Genomic DNA, 16,813 nt, shown 5'->3' on the forward strand with positions numbered 1-16,813 from the left:
CGGTTGCGGTCGTGGTTGTATCCTTAGTTACCTTAACATCCCCCGTTCCGGTTACTGTTAATGCATAACCAGCTTTTGCTGCATCCGTTTCATTCTCGGCTACTGTATAATCTCCAACCGGAAGATCCTTGATCGTTACGCTTCCATCGGCCGGTACTTCAATATATACCTGAGCAGCACTTTCTTTTCCGTCTTTGTCATAGTATTTATTTGTTGTCTTATTCTTTACAGAAATCTTATATGTTGTTCCTGCATCCGGTGTATACGCACCACTTACTACCTTTTCAAGCTTCAGATCACCCTTCTTTGGTGCTGTAGAATTATCAAATCCCAACGCATCTGCTGAATAGGAACCTGCAACCGGTGTTCCATCCGATTCATATTTCTGAACGGACACATTCTTGGTATAGATACCTGATGCTGCATTTGCATCTACTTCCAACGATATAATATAGAAGGAAGCGTCATATGTCATTCCAGGGACAGTACCTTCCTGCTCAGACACTACATAATAAAAAGTTTTTCCGATATCAGCTGTGTCATACTGAATCTCTCCAAAACTTCCTACACCGGTAACTGTACTGGAAGTTACAGTTTTTCCAACTCCGCCTGATTTTGTAGAATACGTTACTTTTCCGGCGGCAAAACTTGGTTTGTTTATTTCTGTCAGGTCAAATGTAAATTCTTCATAACCCTGCAGTGAGTCTGTATCTCCATCAACCGTTTTCTTAACTGTAAAGCTGCCCGGTTTATTCTCATAATACAGATAACCGCTGTTAAATCGCTGATCTACCCAGCTTGGAGCAACCACATCACTGTTACTCTTACTTACCATAAAGTAATATGGATCTTTATTTACTTCAAAATTATCATCTGCAGTTGTTTCATACAGTGCAAATACCTTATCATATGCAAGACCGCTAATCTCCTTGGTACCATCAGCACCTAAAGATATATTCGTCATAACAGGTGTAGGACCAATATCCTTTGTCCACTCACCTGCAGCATTTTTCTTACATTCATACAGGGCAAATGTCGAGCCATTCAACATCTGCATCTGCTTATTGCTATCTGTCCAGTACTTATACAATGTGATCGTACCTGTTACAGATTCTGCCCATACGTTCGGTTTCTGGACAATTGTTGAAATACTTGTATTTGTTGATCCGTTTGATCCTGTATAACCTGTAAGGCTGAAACTGTTCGAAGCATTGGAAGCATTCAGCGAACCACCAAATACCTGATTAACTTCTGCTCTGTATACAAGCTTCAGTGCTTTGCCATCCGGCAAAGCCATTTTACAGTTCTGCTGTTGCTGTCATATGAATAAGCACATCCGGAAGTAACATCCGTCCAGTTTGAACTGTCTTTTTCCGGATCTCCTTCACCGGTATATTCATAAATGTGAAGAGAATCAACCTGGAAGATCAATGCGCTGCCCATTTTATCTTCGGCATAGATTGTCTTTCCATTTGCAAGTTTTGCAGCATTTGTATTGACATATACGGTATATTCCACAACCTGATCTTTGACTGTTGTAGATTCACCATTGTTCTTCTTCTGATCCAGAATATATACACCTGACTTCTTAACTGTATCTCCAGGTGTTAACGTATTCGTTGTTGAACCATTACCTTTGGTCTCTCCATTATAAGAAACCTCTGCATTGTTTGTTACACTGATCGTAGCACCATTCTTAACATAATCTGTTAATATATCATCTGCTACCGATGCAGAATATGTAATCTCTGCCACATACTTGGTAAATGAAGTATTCGATGCTACATCTGCTATACCATCCAATATCTGCTGTGTAACAGGGATCGAGTATGTGATCGTATGTCCGCTGATGCTTCCCGTGATGGCTGCTGCACTGCCATCTGCCTGTGAATACCACTGGTTTGCCCATTTTTTCAGCTGCAGCTCAGCATCATCATTAAACTGCAGCGTATCAGGCAGCGTATCAGTAACTGTGATCACATCGCCAACCTTCAGATCATCGGAAATCTCAGATAAATTAATAGATAACGAATAATCGATCGTATTCAGTTTTGTTGTGCTGACCGTTCCTGTCTTATCCAGACTATTTGTATATTTATAATTTGCTTCTGCATCCGCAGAGAACTTTGTATCATTCTTATCCTTATAAGTCAGATTTGCATGGTTAATAAAATTTGCCCCATCTGTAAGATTTTCCGGCTTGGTAATAATTGTAACCTCTATAACCTGTCCCTTCTTTGATGCGATATACGCATCATCAAATCGGAACTGGATACCCCACTGATCTGCTTTCGTGACAGAAGCTACAATTCCATTTCCGGCTACCAGAGAACCATTGTTGATGACATTTGTTCCCTCAATATCCACATTAGACACAAATGACTGCCAGCTTCCATTTGATTTATCGGATTCATTTAATGACACTTCTGTGATCGTATCTGATGCAGGTATATTGATTGATATCTTCCATGTTAATGTACCATCTGCATTTGCTTTTACAAATTCCTTATCCAGAATACCCTTGCCATCTGTCTGCATGGTACCGGTCTTTTTATATTTCGTTCCATCAAAATCTACATCTACATCATTTGTAAGCACTGTCGGAAGTGCAGAATCCAAGGCAGTATCTGCTACATCCGTTGTATATGTGAATTTGTATGTATCACCATTCTTTGTAAAGTCACTAAGCTTCAGATCAGCAAGGCTTACCCCTGCCGGAAGACCGGAAGCTGTAAGATACTGTCCTAATGTATCCTTGATCGCTACATTATTAATATCAAAGGTTGGATCCTTTGTCAGATCTCCCAACTGAAGCTCAACTGTCCATGTGATCGATGTCTTCTTGCCGGATGCATCCGTGTTCCAGGTTCCGTTCTTGGACAACGATGGTTTTCTGATATTAAGCCCTGTTGTAACACTGCCTGTATCCTTGTCATTGTCCTTATTCGTCTTATATTTTACTGAGAACTTATTGTCGAAGATATTCACATCACCTTCCGCAAATGCCTGCTTTACATCTGCTGCACTGACTGTTACATCATAGGTGATCTTCGCTGTTTTTGCTGATTCATCCTTCGAATCAAGAACCATGCCTGACATTGCTGCCTGTGCATCTGACCAGCTTGTGTAACCGGTTCCGTTTACCTGTATATTTGATATATTCGTAAGCGCAGAACCCATCGTCTCTGTTGCATCCCCGAGTGTAACCTTGCCATTATATGCCGTGACCGTTACTTCATAGGACTGTGTGATAGAGCCATCCGGATTCCATGTTACAGCACCCTTGCTCTTGTTGGAGCCTGCATAGCTTTCGGCCTCATTCAGATCAACATTAACAGTAAAGCTTGCATCTCCGATCTTAATCTTTCCTTTGTCTTCTGTATTCAGATCAGACGATGAAAAATCAACCGTTCCATCGATGTTCGCCCATCCATTGATCTCACTTTCTTCCAGAAACTCATCTCTTAAAGTGATATAATATTTGCCCTCTTGTATATACCAGGTACCAACATCTTTACCACTTTCATCATATAGAACAGTTTCTGCATAATCGTTAATTTCAATTCCCTGTGATTTCAGGTCGACTTCAAAATTCTTTACACCGGAATTGTTAGCGATTGCCCATTTAAATGATATTCCAACGCTGTCTCCATTTTTCACGTTTGAATCATCTTTGACTACCGTTCCATTCACAGTAATTTCAAAGTCACTGAGAGTCAGTCCATCCGTATTTGCCAAAGGAGTAATTCCCTTTTCGCTCTCCTCTGCATCTGACGCTGTCGCCGGCTGTGCACTGTTTCCAGCTTTTGCACTGGTACTTCCAAGACCTGTTCCACCGCTGACTGGTGAACAAACTGAGAAGACCATGAGCAATGCCAGTAAAAGCGCAACTACTTTTTTGCTTTTCCTTCCCATTCTCTCTACCTCCATTTGTTGTTCTTGTTCTCTTTTTCTTTGTTGTTCTTTGCTCTTTTGTTGCTTCCTTCAGATATATTATTATACGCACCTCTTTAATTTTGAGCGCAAGAAACTGCTATACCTGAATATAGATACTTAACATTATACACAACCGGATCTTCATTTCAATATATTTTTATCTTAATTCTTTATAAATATAAACAGGAATCCCATATTTCGTTTATTCCGTAAAGAAACGCTCTCTTCGCATAACAAATTTCTGGAGTTTTTTACTTTATAAGACAAACTTTCCTATAAAGTAAAAAGAGCCGCTCCCCATAATCGGGAACGGCTCCTGTATTGTTGTCACATTTTCTATCTCTGTTGCTGCAGATATTCTGCAACTCGTCTGACTGAATTACCATCGCAGTCAGCAAATACATCTTTTCTAAATACTTCCAGCTTCTGATAATCATATGATTCAATCTGTCGGATCTCATTCACCAGATCTTCTGCAGACTTCACGATCGGACAGAACATTTCATTTGCAAATTCTTCTGCTGTTATCTGAATGCTGTCTTTTTCTATGAATGTCTCATAATCATATGCAGATGAATACATCGGTTTTCCAAGCAGCACACTCTCAAAGAATAAAGCACTGTAATCTCCTACGATCACATCGGCTGCCATCAGCAGTCTTCGTGCCGGAATCTCTTTTTCGAGCACCTTGCAGAAACCAGGGATCTCGTACTGTTCCAGGTTCTTTTCCTTCTGACCTGCCTGATCAAAATGAAGCACAACCATGTACTTATCCTGAAGCGCTGTCTGCATTTTGCTCAGAGAAAGCATCGCCGTCTTTCTGGTTTCTTTATCTTTTCTCCAGCTTGGCATATACAGAATGATCTTACGTCCATTCAGCTCCGGTATCAGCTTCATAAGTGCATTTCTGGATTCCTCTATCAGCTTCTGGTCAAAATACTGATCCGTATTGCAACTTCCCTTCAGTCCACAATAAACATTTCCATTTCCGGAATAGGTCTTACGGAACAGATCTTCCTGTCCTTCAGACGGAATCTGAAGCACCGAAACCGGATTCTGTGCAGCAAGATGCGCGCCCTTTCTCTTCCACCTAATCTCATCAACAGCCTGAAGTTCTTTCTTATATAATGAAAATGCAAGCTCTGGCAACATAATCTGCTCTGTTTCCTCCCGAAGTTCACAGCGACACAGGATTGAAACAGGTTTTGAAGTCACAATATATCTTGCTGTTGCAAGCTCCCTTGCTAATAGCAGAAGATCCGTCTTTTTCTGATCCAGCATTAATACCTTACAGGAGATCTTCTGTTCCTTCAGATATTCCTTCAACTGGAACAATGGATCATTATTTGTGAGTGCTCTTTCAGATAACAGAACGATCTGATCTACAATATCCGTTTCCGGAACGACCAGCTCATATGCCTCTGCAAATTCATCCGCAACCTTCTTCAGCTCCTGATATTTCTCATAAAATTCTTTATTCTTTTTCTGCTCATCCTTTGTAACCAGATTATCGTAATCCTTGTAATGTGCAAGCAGATAATCACGCACACGCTCCATGGAATGTCCGTCGCAGTTTGCAAACATCTTCTCCCGGAACTGATCCATCTTCTGATAATCATAGTGATCGATCTGCTTCAACTGATCCGCAAGCTCCTGTTCGGTTCTGACGATCGGGCAGAACAGGTTCTGATCAAATGCATTTGCATGCAGGGACATATTCAGCCCCTTGATGATCTTCTCATAATCATAGGCGGTCGAATATGCCGGCTTACGCAGAATCGTTGTCTCAAAGAAGGAATCTCTGTAATCACCTACGATCACATCACTTGCTACCATTAAGGCACGGATCGTCATACCATTGTTCTTGTTAATACATTTACTGAAGCCTTCTACTTCCAGTTCATTCTTAAATCCATTCTTGCTCTGGATCGCATTCAGGCTGACAACCACACAGTACTTATCACCGATCAGTTTGCTTAATGCCTGCATATTGAAGATTCTCGCCCATATGCTGCTGGAATTCACTCTACGAAGCGTTGGCATGTACAGGATAACCTTTCTGTCTGCTGTCTCCGGGAAAAGATCCTGCAGCTTCTGTTTTGCCTCACTGATGAAGTCCTTATCAAAATACATATCCGTACTGCAGTTTCCATACAGAACTTCCCGATCCATTTCCTTTGGCGAGAACTGCTTATCAAATTCCGCTCTCTGATGTTCCGATGGAACCTGAAGGATATCCGTATCATTATTCAGGACATAATCAAAATATTTCTGCTTCCATTTGAGGAAATAGCGAACCTCATACCCCTGATTATAAAGGTTAAATGCATTATCACGAAGCATGATCATATCTGTTCCCATTCTGAAGGATGTCCGACAGAACAGGTGGATCGCTGCCGGAACAATAATGTATCTTGCAGATGCAACAATCGCTGCAATCTCTTCATCCGTCTTTTTGGTGTTACCCATACGAAGCAAAACAACCGAAAATTCCTTATGTGCTTTCATCATTTCTGCCATCTTGCCAAGATATCCGGATGTAAAATTCTTCGCATTTGTTACAAATACGATCTTGTTCTCAATACCGTATACATCCGATGCCTCGTCATATAATTCGGCAAATCGCTCTGCACGCTCCTTGATCTCTTCGTATTTCTCTTTGTATTTTCTGTTCTCTTCCAGTTCTCCTTCTGATAACAGTCTGCCGGAAGCATATCCATCACCCGGCATGATCTGGTACATCTCAAAATACCGTCTTTTTACTTCTTCCGAAGCACGGGTTACAGACATCGTGATACTCGTCGTAACACTTCCCATTCCACGGGTTTTCTCCTTCGACGCAAAGCTGTCTAACATCTTCATGGTAAATGGCGGTGCAAATTCACGCTTCTTACCATAGAGGGAAATCGAATCTACCAGTCCACCGATCTGCTCAGCAAATTCCTCATTTTCCAGATTATTTCTATAATAATTCAATGCAAATTCATACAGCATCCGGTCTGTATCTTCCGGTGTATGAAGTGGAAGCTTCGCATACTGATATGCAAATTCCGGAAGAAGTCTCTGCATGGAGTCAAACAGGCTCGTATCGTGTGGAACCGGAACAATGATCGGCTCTACCCTGCCATCTACTACCTGATATTTCTCAATACTCTTATATGGCATATTTGCAAAGATACCTTCCATAAAGAACTGTGCTGTATTATTGGTTGTAAAATTATACCGTACGGAATGACCAATCATCGGAAGTACCGTTCTGCTGTAATAATAAGGCACATCCACTTCTTCCCCTACAATATCATGCCACAGTCTGACAAAGCAGTCCTGTGTATAACCTCTGCCCCAGTATTCCACAAAGGCAAATTTCTCTGTCCGGTCAATCTCCTGCTCCAGATATCTGCTGACAAGTACACGTTCTTCTGCTCCCTTTTTCATCAGATACTGATTATAGCTTTCGGACTTTTTAAATATGTCGATCAGACCATTTAATACTTTCTTATCTGTAAAATTAACTCCATCCAAAACAACCGCCGGGAAAAACTTACGGAACTGACGGTCTGTCAGATCCATTGCTTTTAACAGCTTGTCCTTAGAAGTGATATTTCCAAAACTGCCATATGGCTCCCAGAATTCACGGTCAACCTCATGGATAAAAGAAGGGATTCTCCATGTTCTTCTGGATGCATAGATGTATTTTGTCTTTACGTTAAGTCCCCGCGCCTCAATGATCGCATCTGCGATCCGTTTTAATGGATGTCCGTCACGGGAAATGAAATATAACGTCTGATATCCTCTTCTGATCGCATCCCGAAGCGCCCAGTCTACATATGGAACCATGCAGATCGTCACAAATGTGGATACAAATTCATCTCTTGTATATACTGCCTTTGCAGCCATTCTGGTCTGAAGTGCAGCCACCAGATAGGAATCATACGTTCCAAGCTGTTCTACCAACTGTGTCTGAATATCGGAAAATTCCGGTTTTGCAACCTGTCTTACTTCGATTCCAATCTTTCTTGGCGGATTGTGATCGGCAATCGGATTATCACCATAATGAACCCACTTCTTAAAATCATAATATGGTTCAAAACTTGCAAATACTTCAAAGAATAACTGCTGTGATACCTTCTGAACTCCATATTCACAGGACAGATACAGTGGCAGTTCTGTTAACATCGGCTCCGCTCTGCGGAGCATCTCAAGGATCACATTCTTCGGCAGATACATATCACTGACCAGAATAACCGTATCTTTCTGTGCCAGATATTTCTTAATCATATCGATCTGCTCCGGCAACGGGACTACATTGTCATATTCACATTCCAGCTCCCAAGCCTTTAGCTTCTGTACCTGCTCATCTGTCAGATTATATACGGATGCCATACGGGCAAAGATCTCATCAAACTGAATCTCAACCTTTTCTGATTCACGAAGTGCAATTGATTTATTATAATATTCTCTTACATTGGCTTCTGATGTTTTACGGATCGATGGATAATTCAGAACAAGCGCTCTTGGGAACCCTCCATCCTCCTGCATTTTTTCCTGTACATAGTAGAAGATGCCAACCGGATCGAGTACCTTTCTGGAAAACAGCGTATCAAAGATATCAAAGCTATACAGAGTTGGAAGCTCTACCTTCTCCGGTACAAATGCGATCGTGCTGTCAATGATCTTATCCATACTGTCTGAAGTAGAATACTCCCAGTACAGCTTACTGATCCGATCCAGACTATCGCTGATATCGTCTTTCTCATATTCCGAAAGTGCCTGAACCAATTCATCAAAATTCTTACATTTTCGGCCCGGTGTAACCTCATCATAATCCATCGGGAAATCCAGATCGTCATTGTCAAAGTCAAACGCATACCGCAGGAAATGCTTGCAGCCTGCCGCAATAAAATCTGTAAATATAGAGGAATAATCCATGATACACAGATCGATCTTATCTAAGATCTCATAGAAATCATTGGTGTTATCCCAGAACAAAAGCCATTTACAATCTGCATATCTCTGCTTTGCCCAGAGGAATCCCTGTTCCTTTTCAAGCAGCGGATGCATCTTAAATATCATCAACAGATGCTCTTTCTCACATACCTCTATGATACGGTCAATATCCGGAATTGCCTTGGAGAACAGCTCACCATCCGGATTATTCCGATACGTTGGTGTATATGCAACAATCTTGGTATCCTCCGGAAGCCCCTTCTGTCCGATCAGATCATGATCATATGTTTCAATCTTCTTATAATTCGCTTGATACAAGCATCTTGGATATCCGGCTCTTACAATCTGCTTCTCCGTTAATCCAAGCTCCGCCTTTGCTATATTCTCAATAAATGCAGATGGTGCCAGATATAATTCATAGGTACGATAATATTCATTTCTTGCAATATATTTCTTTGCAAGCTCCGGCAGTAAACGTCCTTCTTTGATCTTACGCTCTACAACCTTTACACCGCCAACACCGTGCCAGAGATTCAGATACTTTGCTTGTTCCAGTCCATCCGGAATAAATGCCTTTACCTGCTCAGAAACCAGTACGCCGGTATAGCTGATGATCGTTTCTGCCTGAGGTGTTCCCATGCGATATGCATGAAAGCCCATACCACGGATCATCTCGATCAGTTCTACATCATCACACAGCCAGTATGGAACAATATCTTTTCTATAATTATTGATATACAAAAACAGATATTTTGGATTCCCCCGAAAATCATTACTGTACTGCCCGGCACAGAACGCCCATACCTTGTCCTTTTCTTTTCCTGCACAGATCTCATGAACATGAGCGGTTTCCTCTGCATTTATCTCATCTTCCATTGCCCGGATCTGATCCAGTTTTTCCTGCTTTGCCTGTTCGATCAGTTCTTTTTTCTGTTCAATATCTATCTCCTGATCTTCCAGTATTACTTTCTCTGTAATATCAGCTTTCCCTGCAGCCTCTGTATTGATTTCTTTTCCATCTATTTTTTTATTTAAAAACTTTTTTAATACACCTAAATGCATTGATCCTGACTCCTCTTGTATTAATAAACATAATTAGGTTTATTATAGAACATAACATAAGTTCAGGCAAGCCCATGTTATATTTATTAAGATAGCATCCGCGACATTTCATTGTTTTATCCGATTTGTTAATATTGGCATATGTACAAGCTTTACTTTTTGCGGTATGATTGTTTTTGCACATTGAACCAGTAATATATATTGAAAAAGGAGTTTAAAATGAATACTGTAAAGACAAGGAAAAGACCAACATGGGATGTAATCTCAGATTATCGTGGGGTTTTGATGGGAATTTCTATTATATGTATTATAATCTTTCATTATGTGGAGGACTGTGGCATCTATCACGTCCACAAAAACGGATGGGTAGAATTTTTCCGTAACTATATCACCAGTTCAAGTGTAGACGGTTTTCTTTTCTTATCCGGTTTTGGTTTGTACTACGCAATGAAAAAGCATCCGGATATTTCCCAGTTTTATAAGCGGAGATTCACACGGATTCTTATTCCTTATTTTTTAATTGCCATCCCTGCGCTCTGCTGGAATGATTTTTTATTTGATAAGACTGGGGTAAAAGCTTTTTTCTCTGATTTGTCCTTTTATTCATTTTTCACCCGAGGGATGTCATGGTTCTGGTATATTTTATTAATTTGCTTTTGTTATCTTATCTTTCCATTCATTTTCCGCGCAATAGATAAGGCACCAGATGAAGAATCTGAGCAAATGCGTATAATTAATTTATTTACTTTTTTTACCATGATCACATTTGTAATCCGCTTATCCAATAAAGAGTTGTTTGATAATACCAATCTGGCCTTATTACGTATTCCCTTTTTCTGTTTAGGCTGTTTTATCGGCAAATACTCATATGAAAAAAGGTCTATATCCGGCGGGACTTATGGATTAATGCTCTTATCGTTATTTGCAATTCAGTTTCGAAAAGGAAGCAAGATCATATTCGCACGATATTCTGCTGCTTTTCTCAATATCAGTGCATGTATTTTAATTGCAATTTTATTCAGCAAGCTGAAACATTTTGAAAAAATACATAATTGGATAAAGAAGTTCTTTGAATGGTTCGGCAAATATTCTCTGGAATTGTATCTGGCACATGTTACTGTACGAGGTGTTATGCGCGATTACGGTCACCCTACCTGTTATGGTCGAAATGAGCTGATTATGGTTGCCATATCTATTGTATTAGCATTAATTGTAAACCAATTAACAAAATGGATTGAACATTTTATTCATTAAACATAAAGGCTTCCTGTTCGAATTATCGTTAGGAAGCCTCTTTTTTATACCTGTTTCTTTTCAAGATATATCCACTTTACATATTTAGAAGTGATGATTGTAAATAATCCCCCTATTAAAATTGTAAATAAAACTGTAAAAATAAAACTTCTGCCCTTTTCATCTGTCAGCCATCGTACAACACTCATCCATACCGGCACGATCATGCACCAGCAAACCATAATCATTCGAAAAATAAAAGCTTTCTTTGAATTAGTATTCGCTGTATACTTGCCATTCATATATGGCCACCACCGATTCATCACATATGCAATTCCCAGAAGCAAAGCTTCTACACCAAACACCATGAACATTTTGATAAACGAACTTGATAATTTATCTGCCCATATTGCTTGACATATTCGAATTAAAGCTATATGTGCTCCCAGCGCAAATAATGTATTTCTTCCCATAAAAGCAAGAACTTTATCCTTTGAGAACTCGCTGAATAACAAGATCAGGGCAATACTAAATGTTAATGATGATGTCACAAATAATGGTATTGAATAATATTGTCCATATACCATGAACACAGTCTTATTGCTGAATGCACTAACAAATCCAATTGTTGTAAGTATAACTATTACAAGGTTCTTATAATTTCTCAATACATTCTTTTCCAGTATATATCTGCGAACCAAATAACCAGTATAAATATAACCTGCTCCGACCATTCCTGTATTAACATGGTATGGCAACTGCTTATCTGAAAAATAAAATCCCAGAGCCATGATGCCAAATGCCATAAGTAACCGAAGCCATCGTTGTCTTCCTGTTATTTTTACTATAATCAGAATATATAAATATGCAAAAAATAATGCTCCAAGAAACCAAACCGGATTTACAGTCGCAGGATAAATTTTATCCTGCGATACAAGATTTCCTATTAATGTATGCCAATAATTTGCTTTTCCCTTTCGCAAAACCCGATAATTTAATACCCATATTGGAAATAACGAAAATACAACCCAAAAATATGGAATAATAATACTTTGAAACTTATGTCCAACCTGCGAAATCAAACTTCTTTCCAACACTTTTTCCGGATAAAATAATAATCCTGATATCATAAAAAACAACGGCATATGAAATGCCGCTCCAACATGTGATATCACTCCGAGCACACTTGCATGACACAAAACAACAATAAAAAAGGCAAAGCCTCTCAACTGATCAATCCAGTCCTTCCTCTCCATTTAATTCTCTCCCCATTTGTTTTATTACGACTTTATCTATAATCTTCTAATGTCAAAAATCACTTAGCCGATATAATATCCGCATACCGTCCGTTCACCGCGCGAACTAAATCATCCGGCTTTAACATGATCTGTTCGCCAAGGCGTCCACCGGATACGATCATCTGAGGAAGTGTTTCCGCACTTTCATGGATCACGGTCGGATATGCTTTCTTCATGCCGATCGGTGTACAGCCGCCACGGATATACCCGGTAACTTTATTGATATCTTTTACAGGAAGTAGCTCAAGGTTTTTCTCACCGACAACCTTAGCTGCTTTTTTCAGGTCGATCTCTTTGTCGATTGGAAGTGCAAATACATAATATCCCTGACTCTTTCCGACCGTAACGATCGTCTTGAAGCTCTCGTCGTAGCTCTGTCCAAGCATATCTGCAACATGCACACCATCGATAAATTCTTCACAGTTATATTGATTGAGCGTATACGGAATCTTCATACGATCGAGAATCCGCATCGCATTTGTCTTTGTCTCTTTTCCCATTGTTTCTTATATCCTTACACACTCATGAATATTTAAGACACGTTCGAGCCGCGCTGTTAATGCATTCGCTGTAAATGGTTTACAGATGTAGTCTTCCGCTCCTGCTTCAAAGCATTTTGTCTCTGAATACTCATCTGTAACTGCCGTCAGGAAAATAACCGGAATACTCTTATATTCCTGATTCACCTTCAGTCTGGATATCACATCATATCCATCCATACCCGGCATCTTCAGATCCAACAGGATGACATCCGGATGAATCCGTTCAAGGACACGGAACGCCTTCTGTCCATCATTCACGGCTGATACTTCAAATTTGTCCTCCAGGATTCCCTGGATCATATCAAGTATCATCTTATCATCATCTATAACCAATACTGTTCGTTTCACTTAAGTATCCTCCTAATATCCGTTTCCAGTTTTTCTGCCAGTTCATAAGCTTTATCCATATCATAATCTGAAACATACTGATACAGCTTATCGAGTATTCCATAATACTTTGCACCCATTTCATCTGCTAACTCCGGTATCTCTATCTTGTACAATCGTTCCAGACAGGTGCATGCAGCTTTCTCTTTATACTCAAAAACAGCAGTTTTTAATTCACTGATGATCGTAAGCATCTCCGTTATATTTGTGACCGCTTCTTTTTCTATTTTACCATCTGTTTCTATATTCGCAAGCCATTTTTTTATCTGCTCCAGAAGCTCCCGGTACTGGCTTACTGCCTGGTCATGATTCATCTGAATGTACGCCAATGCCGTCTGTGGATCCTTACATGCTTCTTCCAGCCCTGCAGCGGCTGCCGCCATAGAATCTGCACCAATGCTTGCGGATATTCCCTTCAGGCCGTGGATCGTTATATCATAATTAAAAATGTCTTCTTTGTTCTTACATTCTTCAAGCTTCTGGATCCGTTCTTCACTTCCATCCAGATAAGTCTGCAGCAGACTGATATACAGCTCTCTGCTTCCGCCAATATAGGATAAGGCTTTCGCGATATCAATTCCCGGTATGCTCCATTCTTCTGCCTGCTGTAGATCCGGTGTGCCGTCTGTTTCCTGTCCTCCTGTGACAGTATCTCCATTCCCGTCTCCACATTCCGTTACATATTCCTGTGGAAGATTATCTTTAATGATCTGTTCAAAGCGTTCCGGATTGATCGGCTTCGACAGATAACCGCAGAAGCCAGCATCCAGATACGTTTGCTTTGCTCCTGATAATGCATTTGCCGTAATCGCAACTGCCGGTATATCTTTATAAATGCCGCCATCCATGGTCTTCACATGCTGGAGCATCTCGATTCCATCCATTTCCGGCATCATATGATCGATCAGCAGAAGCTGATAGGTATGCTGGCGGATCAGTTCCAGTCCTTCTGCCGCACTAAGTGCCGTATCGATCTGAAGTTTTGTATTCTTTGCAAGTCCAACCACGACCTTCAGATTAACCTCATTATCATCTACAACCAGGATCCGGGCATCCTCTGCATGGAAGGACTCCTGATAACAGACCTCTTGATGAAGCTGTTCTTTATATTTCTTTCTGTAATCCCCGATCTGTTCTTCATTTACGATCTCCTGTCCAACCGTTGCCGTAAATGTGGAACCTTCACCATATACACTGCTGACTGTAATATCTCCACCCATTGCAACCAGCAGATTCTTGGTGATCGGAAGTCCCAGTCCTGTACCTTCAACTGAGCGGTTCCGCTTCAGATCCAGTCGTTCAAAATTTGTAAACAGCTTATCCATATCCTCACTCCGCATACCAATGCCAGTATCGGAAACTTCAATCGTCAGGTTCTGTTTATTATCCATAACAGTTCCTGTGATATAGAGACGAACTTCACCCTTTTCTGTATATTTTACTGCATTTGTTAAAAGGTTCATAATAATCTGTTTGATACGCACCTCGTCACCCTTCAAATTCTCATGTAGCTCCGGTTCTACATAGATCTTAAGTTCCAGCCCTTTTTCCATAATACGCTTCTGGATGGATCGTTCAACATCCTCCACAAGGCTGCTCAGCGAATAGTTCTCATTCACCAGATATACCTTTCCGGCTTCAATCTTGGACAGATCCAGAATATCACTGATGATCGTAAGCAACGATTTACCGGAATTCTTGATATACATAGCGTATTCCTTGATATGCGGCTGTCTGCTCTCCCGGAGCACCAGCTCATTCATACCCAGGATCGCATTTAACGGAGTCCTGATCTCATGTGAGATGTTTGCAAGAAATGCGGACTTGCTGTTCGCCGCAGCCTCTGCTTCTTCTGCCTTCTGTTTCAAACGAACCTGAAGCTGCTTGTTCCATGCGATCACCACAAGAAGCATCAGACTTCCAATCAATATGATAAGCAGATCCATAACCGTCTCGCTGACATCGAGTGGATCTGCCTGTGATATATAGCGGCCGGCAAGAACCATATACAAATAATAAACGATGGTACTGATCAGCATAAATATATTCAGTTCCATCTTCTGGTACAATGACACAACAACGGCTGCCGCAAGAAACATATCAGTCAGGCGGTTATGTTCACCCGGTACCAGTCCATACATCGCAACGATTGCAAACAGGCAGCCCGACATACATAATCCATGTATCTTTACCGTAGTCTTTCTGATAAAAGTCACAAGAAAGCTGACCAACATTGTGGTCAATGTCACAACAATGAACACCGGAGCCTTCTGAAACCTGTAAAACATCATGACAAAATATGTAGCCAATAAAATATATACATAGAATACAACCTGTTTTACACGCCTGTTATCCTGCAGAACAGAACCGGACTCATACCGTTCAATCCCAATCGAAGCTCTGCCCTTTTTTCCCGTCCGGTATACACGGACAAACAAGTTCATATAAAGCATGAAGAATACCAGCAGTACAACAATCAGTGTCACCGCAGAAGGAATTGCATTTTTTGCTGCCAGTTTGCTGACTTCATTCTTATCCACGATCGCAACCACATACCAGTTATCAAGGATTGGCTTCACAGATATCCATGCATTATCTGTCTTATAACTGACCGTACCTTCTGTCTCCAACGCAAGTTCCTTATCAATATCTGAAACATAAGTCTCATATGCGTCCGTTCTGTGATACATGCTGTCCAGTGTCTTTCCCATATATGCAGACTCTCCGCCTGCAATAATACTTCCGGTCTGATCTACAATATAGACCTCACCCGTTCCTGCATCCAACTCTTTCAGAAGATCTGACAGCACCTCCAGATCAACATCCACACCAATCAGGTTCGAACCGTCCCGAAACATACGTCCGACGGATACCACCTGCCGGTTCGTCTTCATATCCAGATATGGTGTCGTGATCGTAAGTTCTGTACCATTCTGCTTCATCTCCTGATACCAGGAACGATCCTCGATCCGATATCCCTCTGGCTGCTCCCATGCAGTACTCAGCATCAGTTCTCCGTCAATATATCCATAAATCCCCAGATACTGCATACTTTCTTCATTTTTCAGATAATCGGTCTGTTCGGTAAAATATGTACGGAACTCATCCATACTATATCCCGACTCATGCATATACTGCACTGTGAAATAATTCACTGTCAGAATATCGATCGCATCCGACAGGCAGTTCTGACAGGACATAGCGGCATAATCTATATTATTGTTCATCTCATCATCCACCTGCTCCGTTGTCTCCCGGATCTCTCTTGCACAGAAGATCAGGATCACGCCTGCCATAAGGATCACAAATATACTTATATAAAATGCCAGTCTTTTATATGCTCTTTTTACCATCGTTCACACTCCCCGCCTCTTATCCGCATTTATACCGTTCCCGATCAGGATCTGT

The 16,813-nt window shown here is 40.8% G+C and carries 8 protein-coding genes; 1 reads left to right on the plus strand and 7 read right to left on the minus strand.

Going from position 1 to position 16,813, the window contains the following annotated elements; translation table 11 throughout:
* The 3 genes from DW959_RS13370 to DW959_RS13380 form a co-directional block, all read right to left on the minus strand.
* Positions 1-1,297: FctA domain-containing protein (locus tag DW959_RS13370; RefSeq protein ID WP_147353086.1), on the minus strand; the 1,297-nt coding region annotated here is incomplete at its 3' end.
* Positions 1,270-3,915 carry a hypothetical protein gene (locus DW959_RS13375; protein ID WP_118616387.1) on the minus strand — a complete coding sequence of 882 codons (2,646 nt, stop codon included), beginning with the start codon at positions 3,913-3,915 and terminating at the stop codon, positions 1,270-1,272. The genes DW959_RS13375 and DW959_RS13370, both read right to left, overlap by 28 nt.
* Before the next feature lie 357 nt (positions 3,916-4,272).
* On the minus strand, positions 4,273-9,945 hold the full coding sequence (locus DW959_RS13380) for a CDP-glycerol glycerophosphotransferase family protein (RefSeq protein ID WP_118616389.1): 5,673 nt from the start codon (positions 9,943-9,945) through the stop codon (positions 4,273-4,275).
* Positions 9,946-10,164: 219 nt separating this feature from the next.
* On the opposite strand from DW959_RS13380, the gene DW959_RS13385 reads away from it, so the two are divergent.
* Positions 10,165-11,199, plus strand: a complete 1,035-nt coding sequence (locus DW959_RS13385; protein ID WP_117822342.1) for an acyltransferase — start codon at positions 10,165-10,167, stop codon at positions 11,197-11,199.
* Between the two features lie 44 nt (positions 11,200-11,243).
* Here DW959_RS13385 and DW959_RS13390 read toward each other — a convergent pair whose 3' ends face one another.
* The 4 genes from DW959_RS13390 to DW959_RS13405 are packed head-to-tail and all read right to left on the minus strand — an operon-like array spanning position 11,244 to position 16,758.
* Complete coding sequence (locus DW959_RS13390) at positions 11,244-12,434, minus strand: acyltransferase (RefSeq protein WP_117808123.1); 1,191 nt, start codon at positions 12,432-12,434, stop codon at positions 11,244-11,246.
* A 59-nt stretch (positions 12,435-12,493) separates the two neighbouring features.
* On the minus strand, positions 12,494-12,976 hold the full coding sequence (gene ybaK, locus DW959_RS13395) for a Cys-tRNA(Pro) deacylase (RefSeq protein WP_117808122.1): 483 nt from the start codon (positions 12,974-12,976) through the stop codon (positions 12,494-12,496).
* Positions 12,977-12,982: 6 nt separating this feature from the next.
* Positions 12,983-13,366: a response regulator gene (locus tag DW959_RS13400; RefSeq protein WP_117822343.1), complete on the minus strand. Its 384-nt coding sequence runs from the start codon at positions 13,364-13,366 to the stop codon at positions 12,983-12,985.
* A complete protein-coding gene (locus DW959_RS13405; protein ID WP_117822344.1) occupies positions 13,363-16,758 on the minus strand; it encodes an ATP-binding protein in 3,396 nt (1,131 codons plus the stop codon). The genes DW959_RS13400 and DW959_RS13405 overlap by 4 nt, the downstream gene beginning before the upstream one ends.
* Between the last annotated feature and the right edge of the window lie 55 nt (positions 16,759-16,813).

Source organism: Clostridium sp. AM46-21 (assembly GCF_003480025.1).
Taxonomy (GTDB): Bacteria; Bacillota; Clostridia; order Lachnospirales; family Lachnospiraceae; genus Coprococcus; species Coprococcus ammoniilyticus.

What these genes read in the sequence shown, in the direction of transcription:
- DW959_RS13405 (WP_117822344.1), bottom strand. Translation starts at nt 16,758, where the DNA reads ATGGTAAAAAGAGCATATAAAAGACTGGCATTTTATATAAGTATATTT.
- DW959_RS13380 (WP_118616389.1), bottom strand. Translation starts at nt 9,945, where the DNA reads ATGCATTTAGGTGTATTAAAAAAGTTTTTAAATAAAAAAATAGATGGA.
- DW959_RS13375 (WP_118616387.1), bottom strand. Translation starts at nt 3,915, where the DNA reads ATGGGAAGGAAAAGCAAAAAAGTAGTTGCGCTTTTACTGGCATTGCTC.
- ybaK (WP_117808122.1), bottom strand. Translation starts at nt 12,976, where the DNA reads ATGGGAAAAGAGACAAAGACAAATGCGATGCGGATTCTCGATCGTATG.
- DW959_RS13385 (WP_117822342.1), top strand. Translation starts at nt 10,165, where the DNA reads ATGAATACTGTAAAGACAAGGAAAAGACCAACATGGGATGTAATCTCA.
- DW959_RS13390 (WP_117808123.1), bottom strand. Translation starts at nt 12,434, where the DNA reads ATGGAGAGGAAGGACTGGATTGATCAGTTGAGAGGCTTTGCCTTTTTT.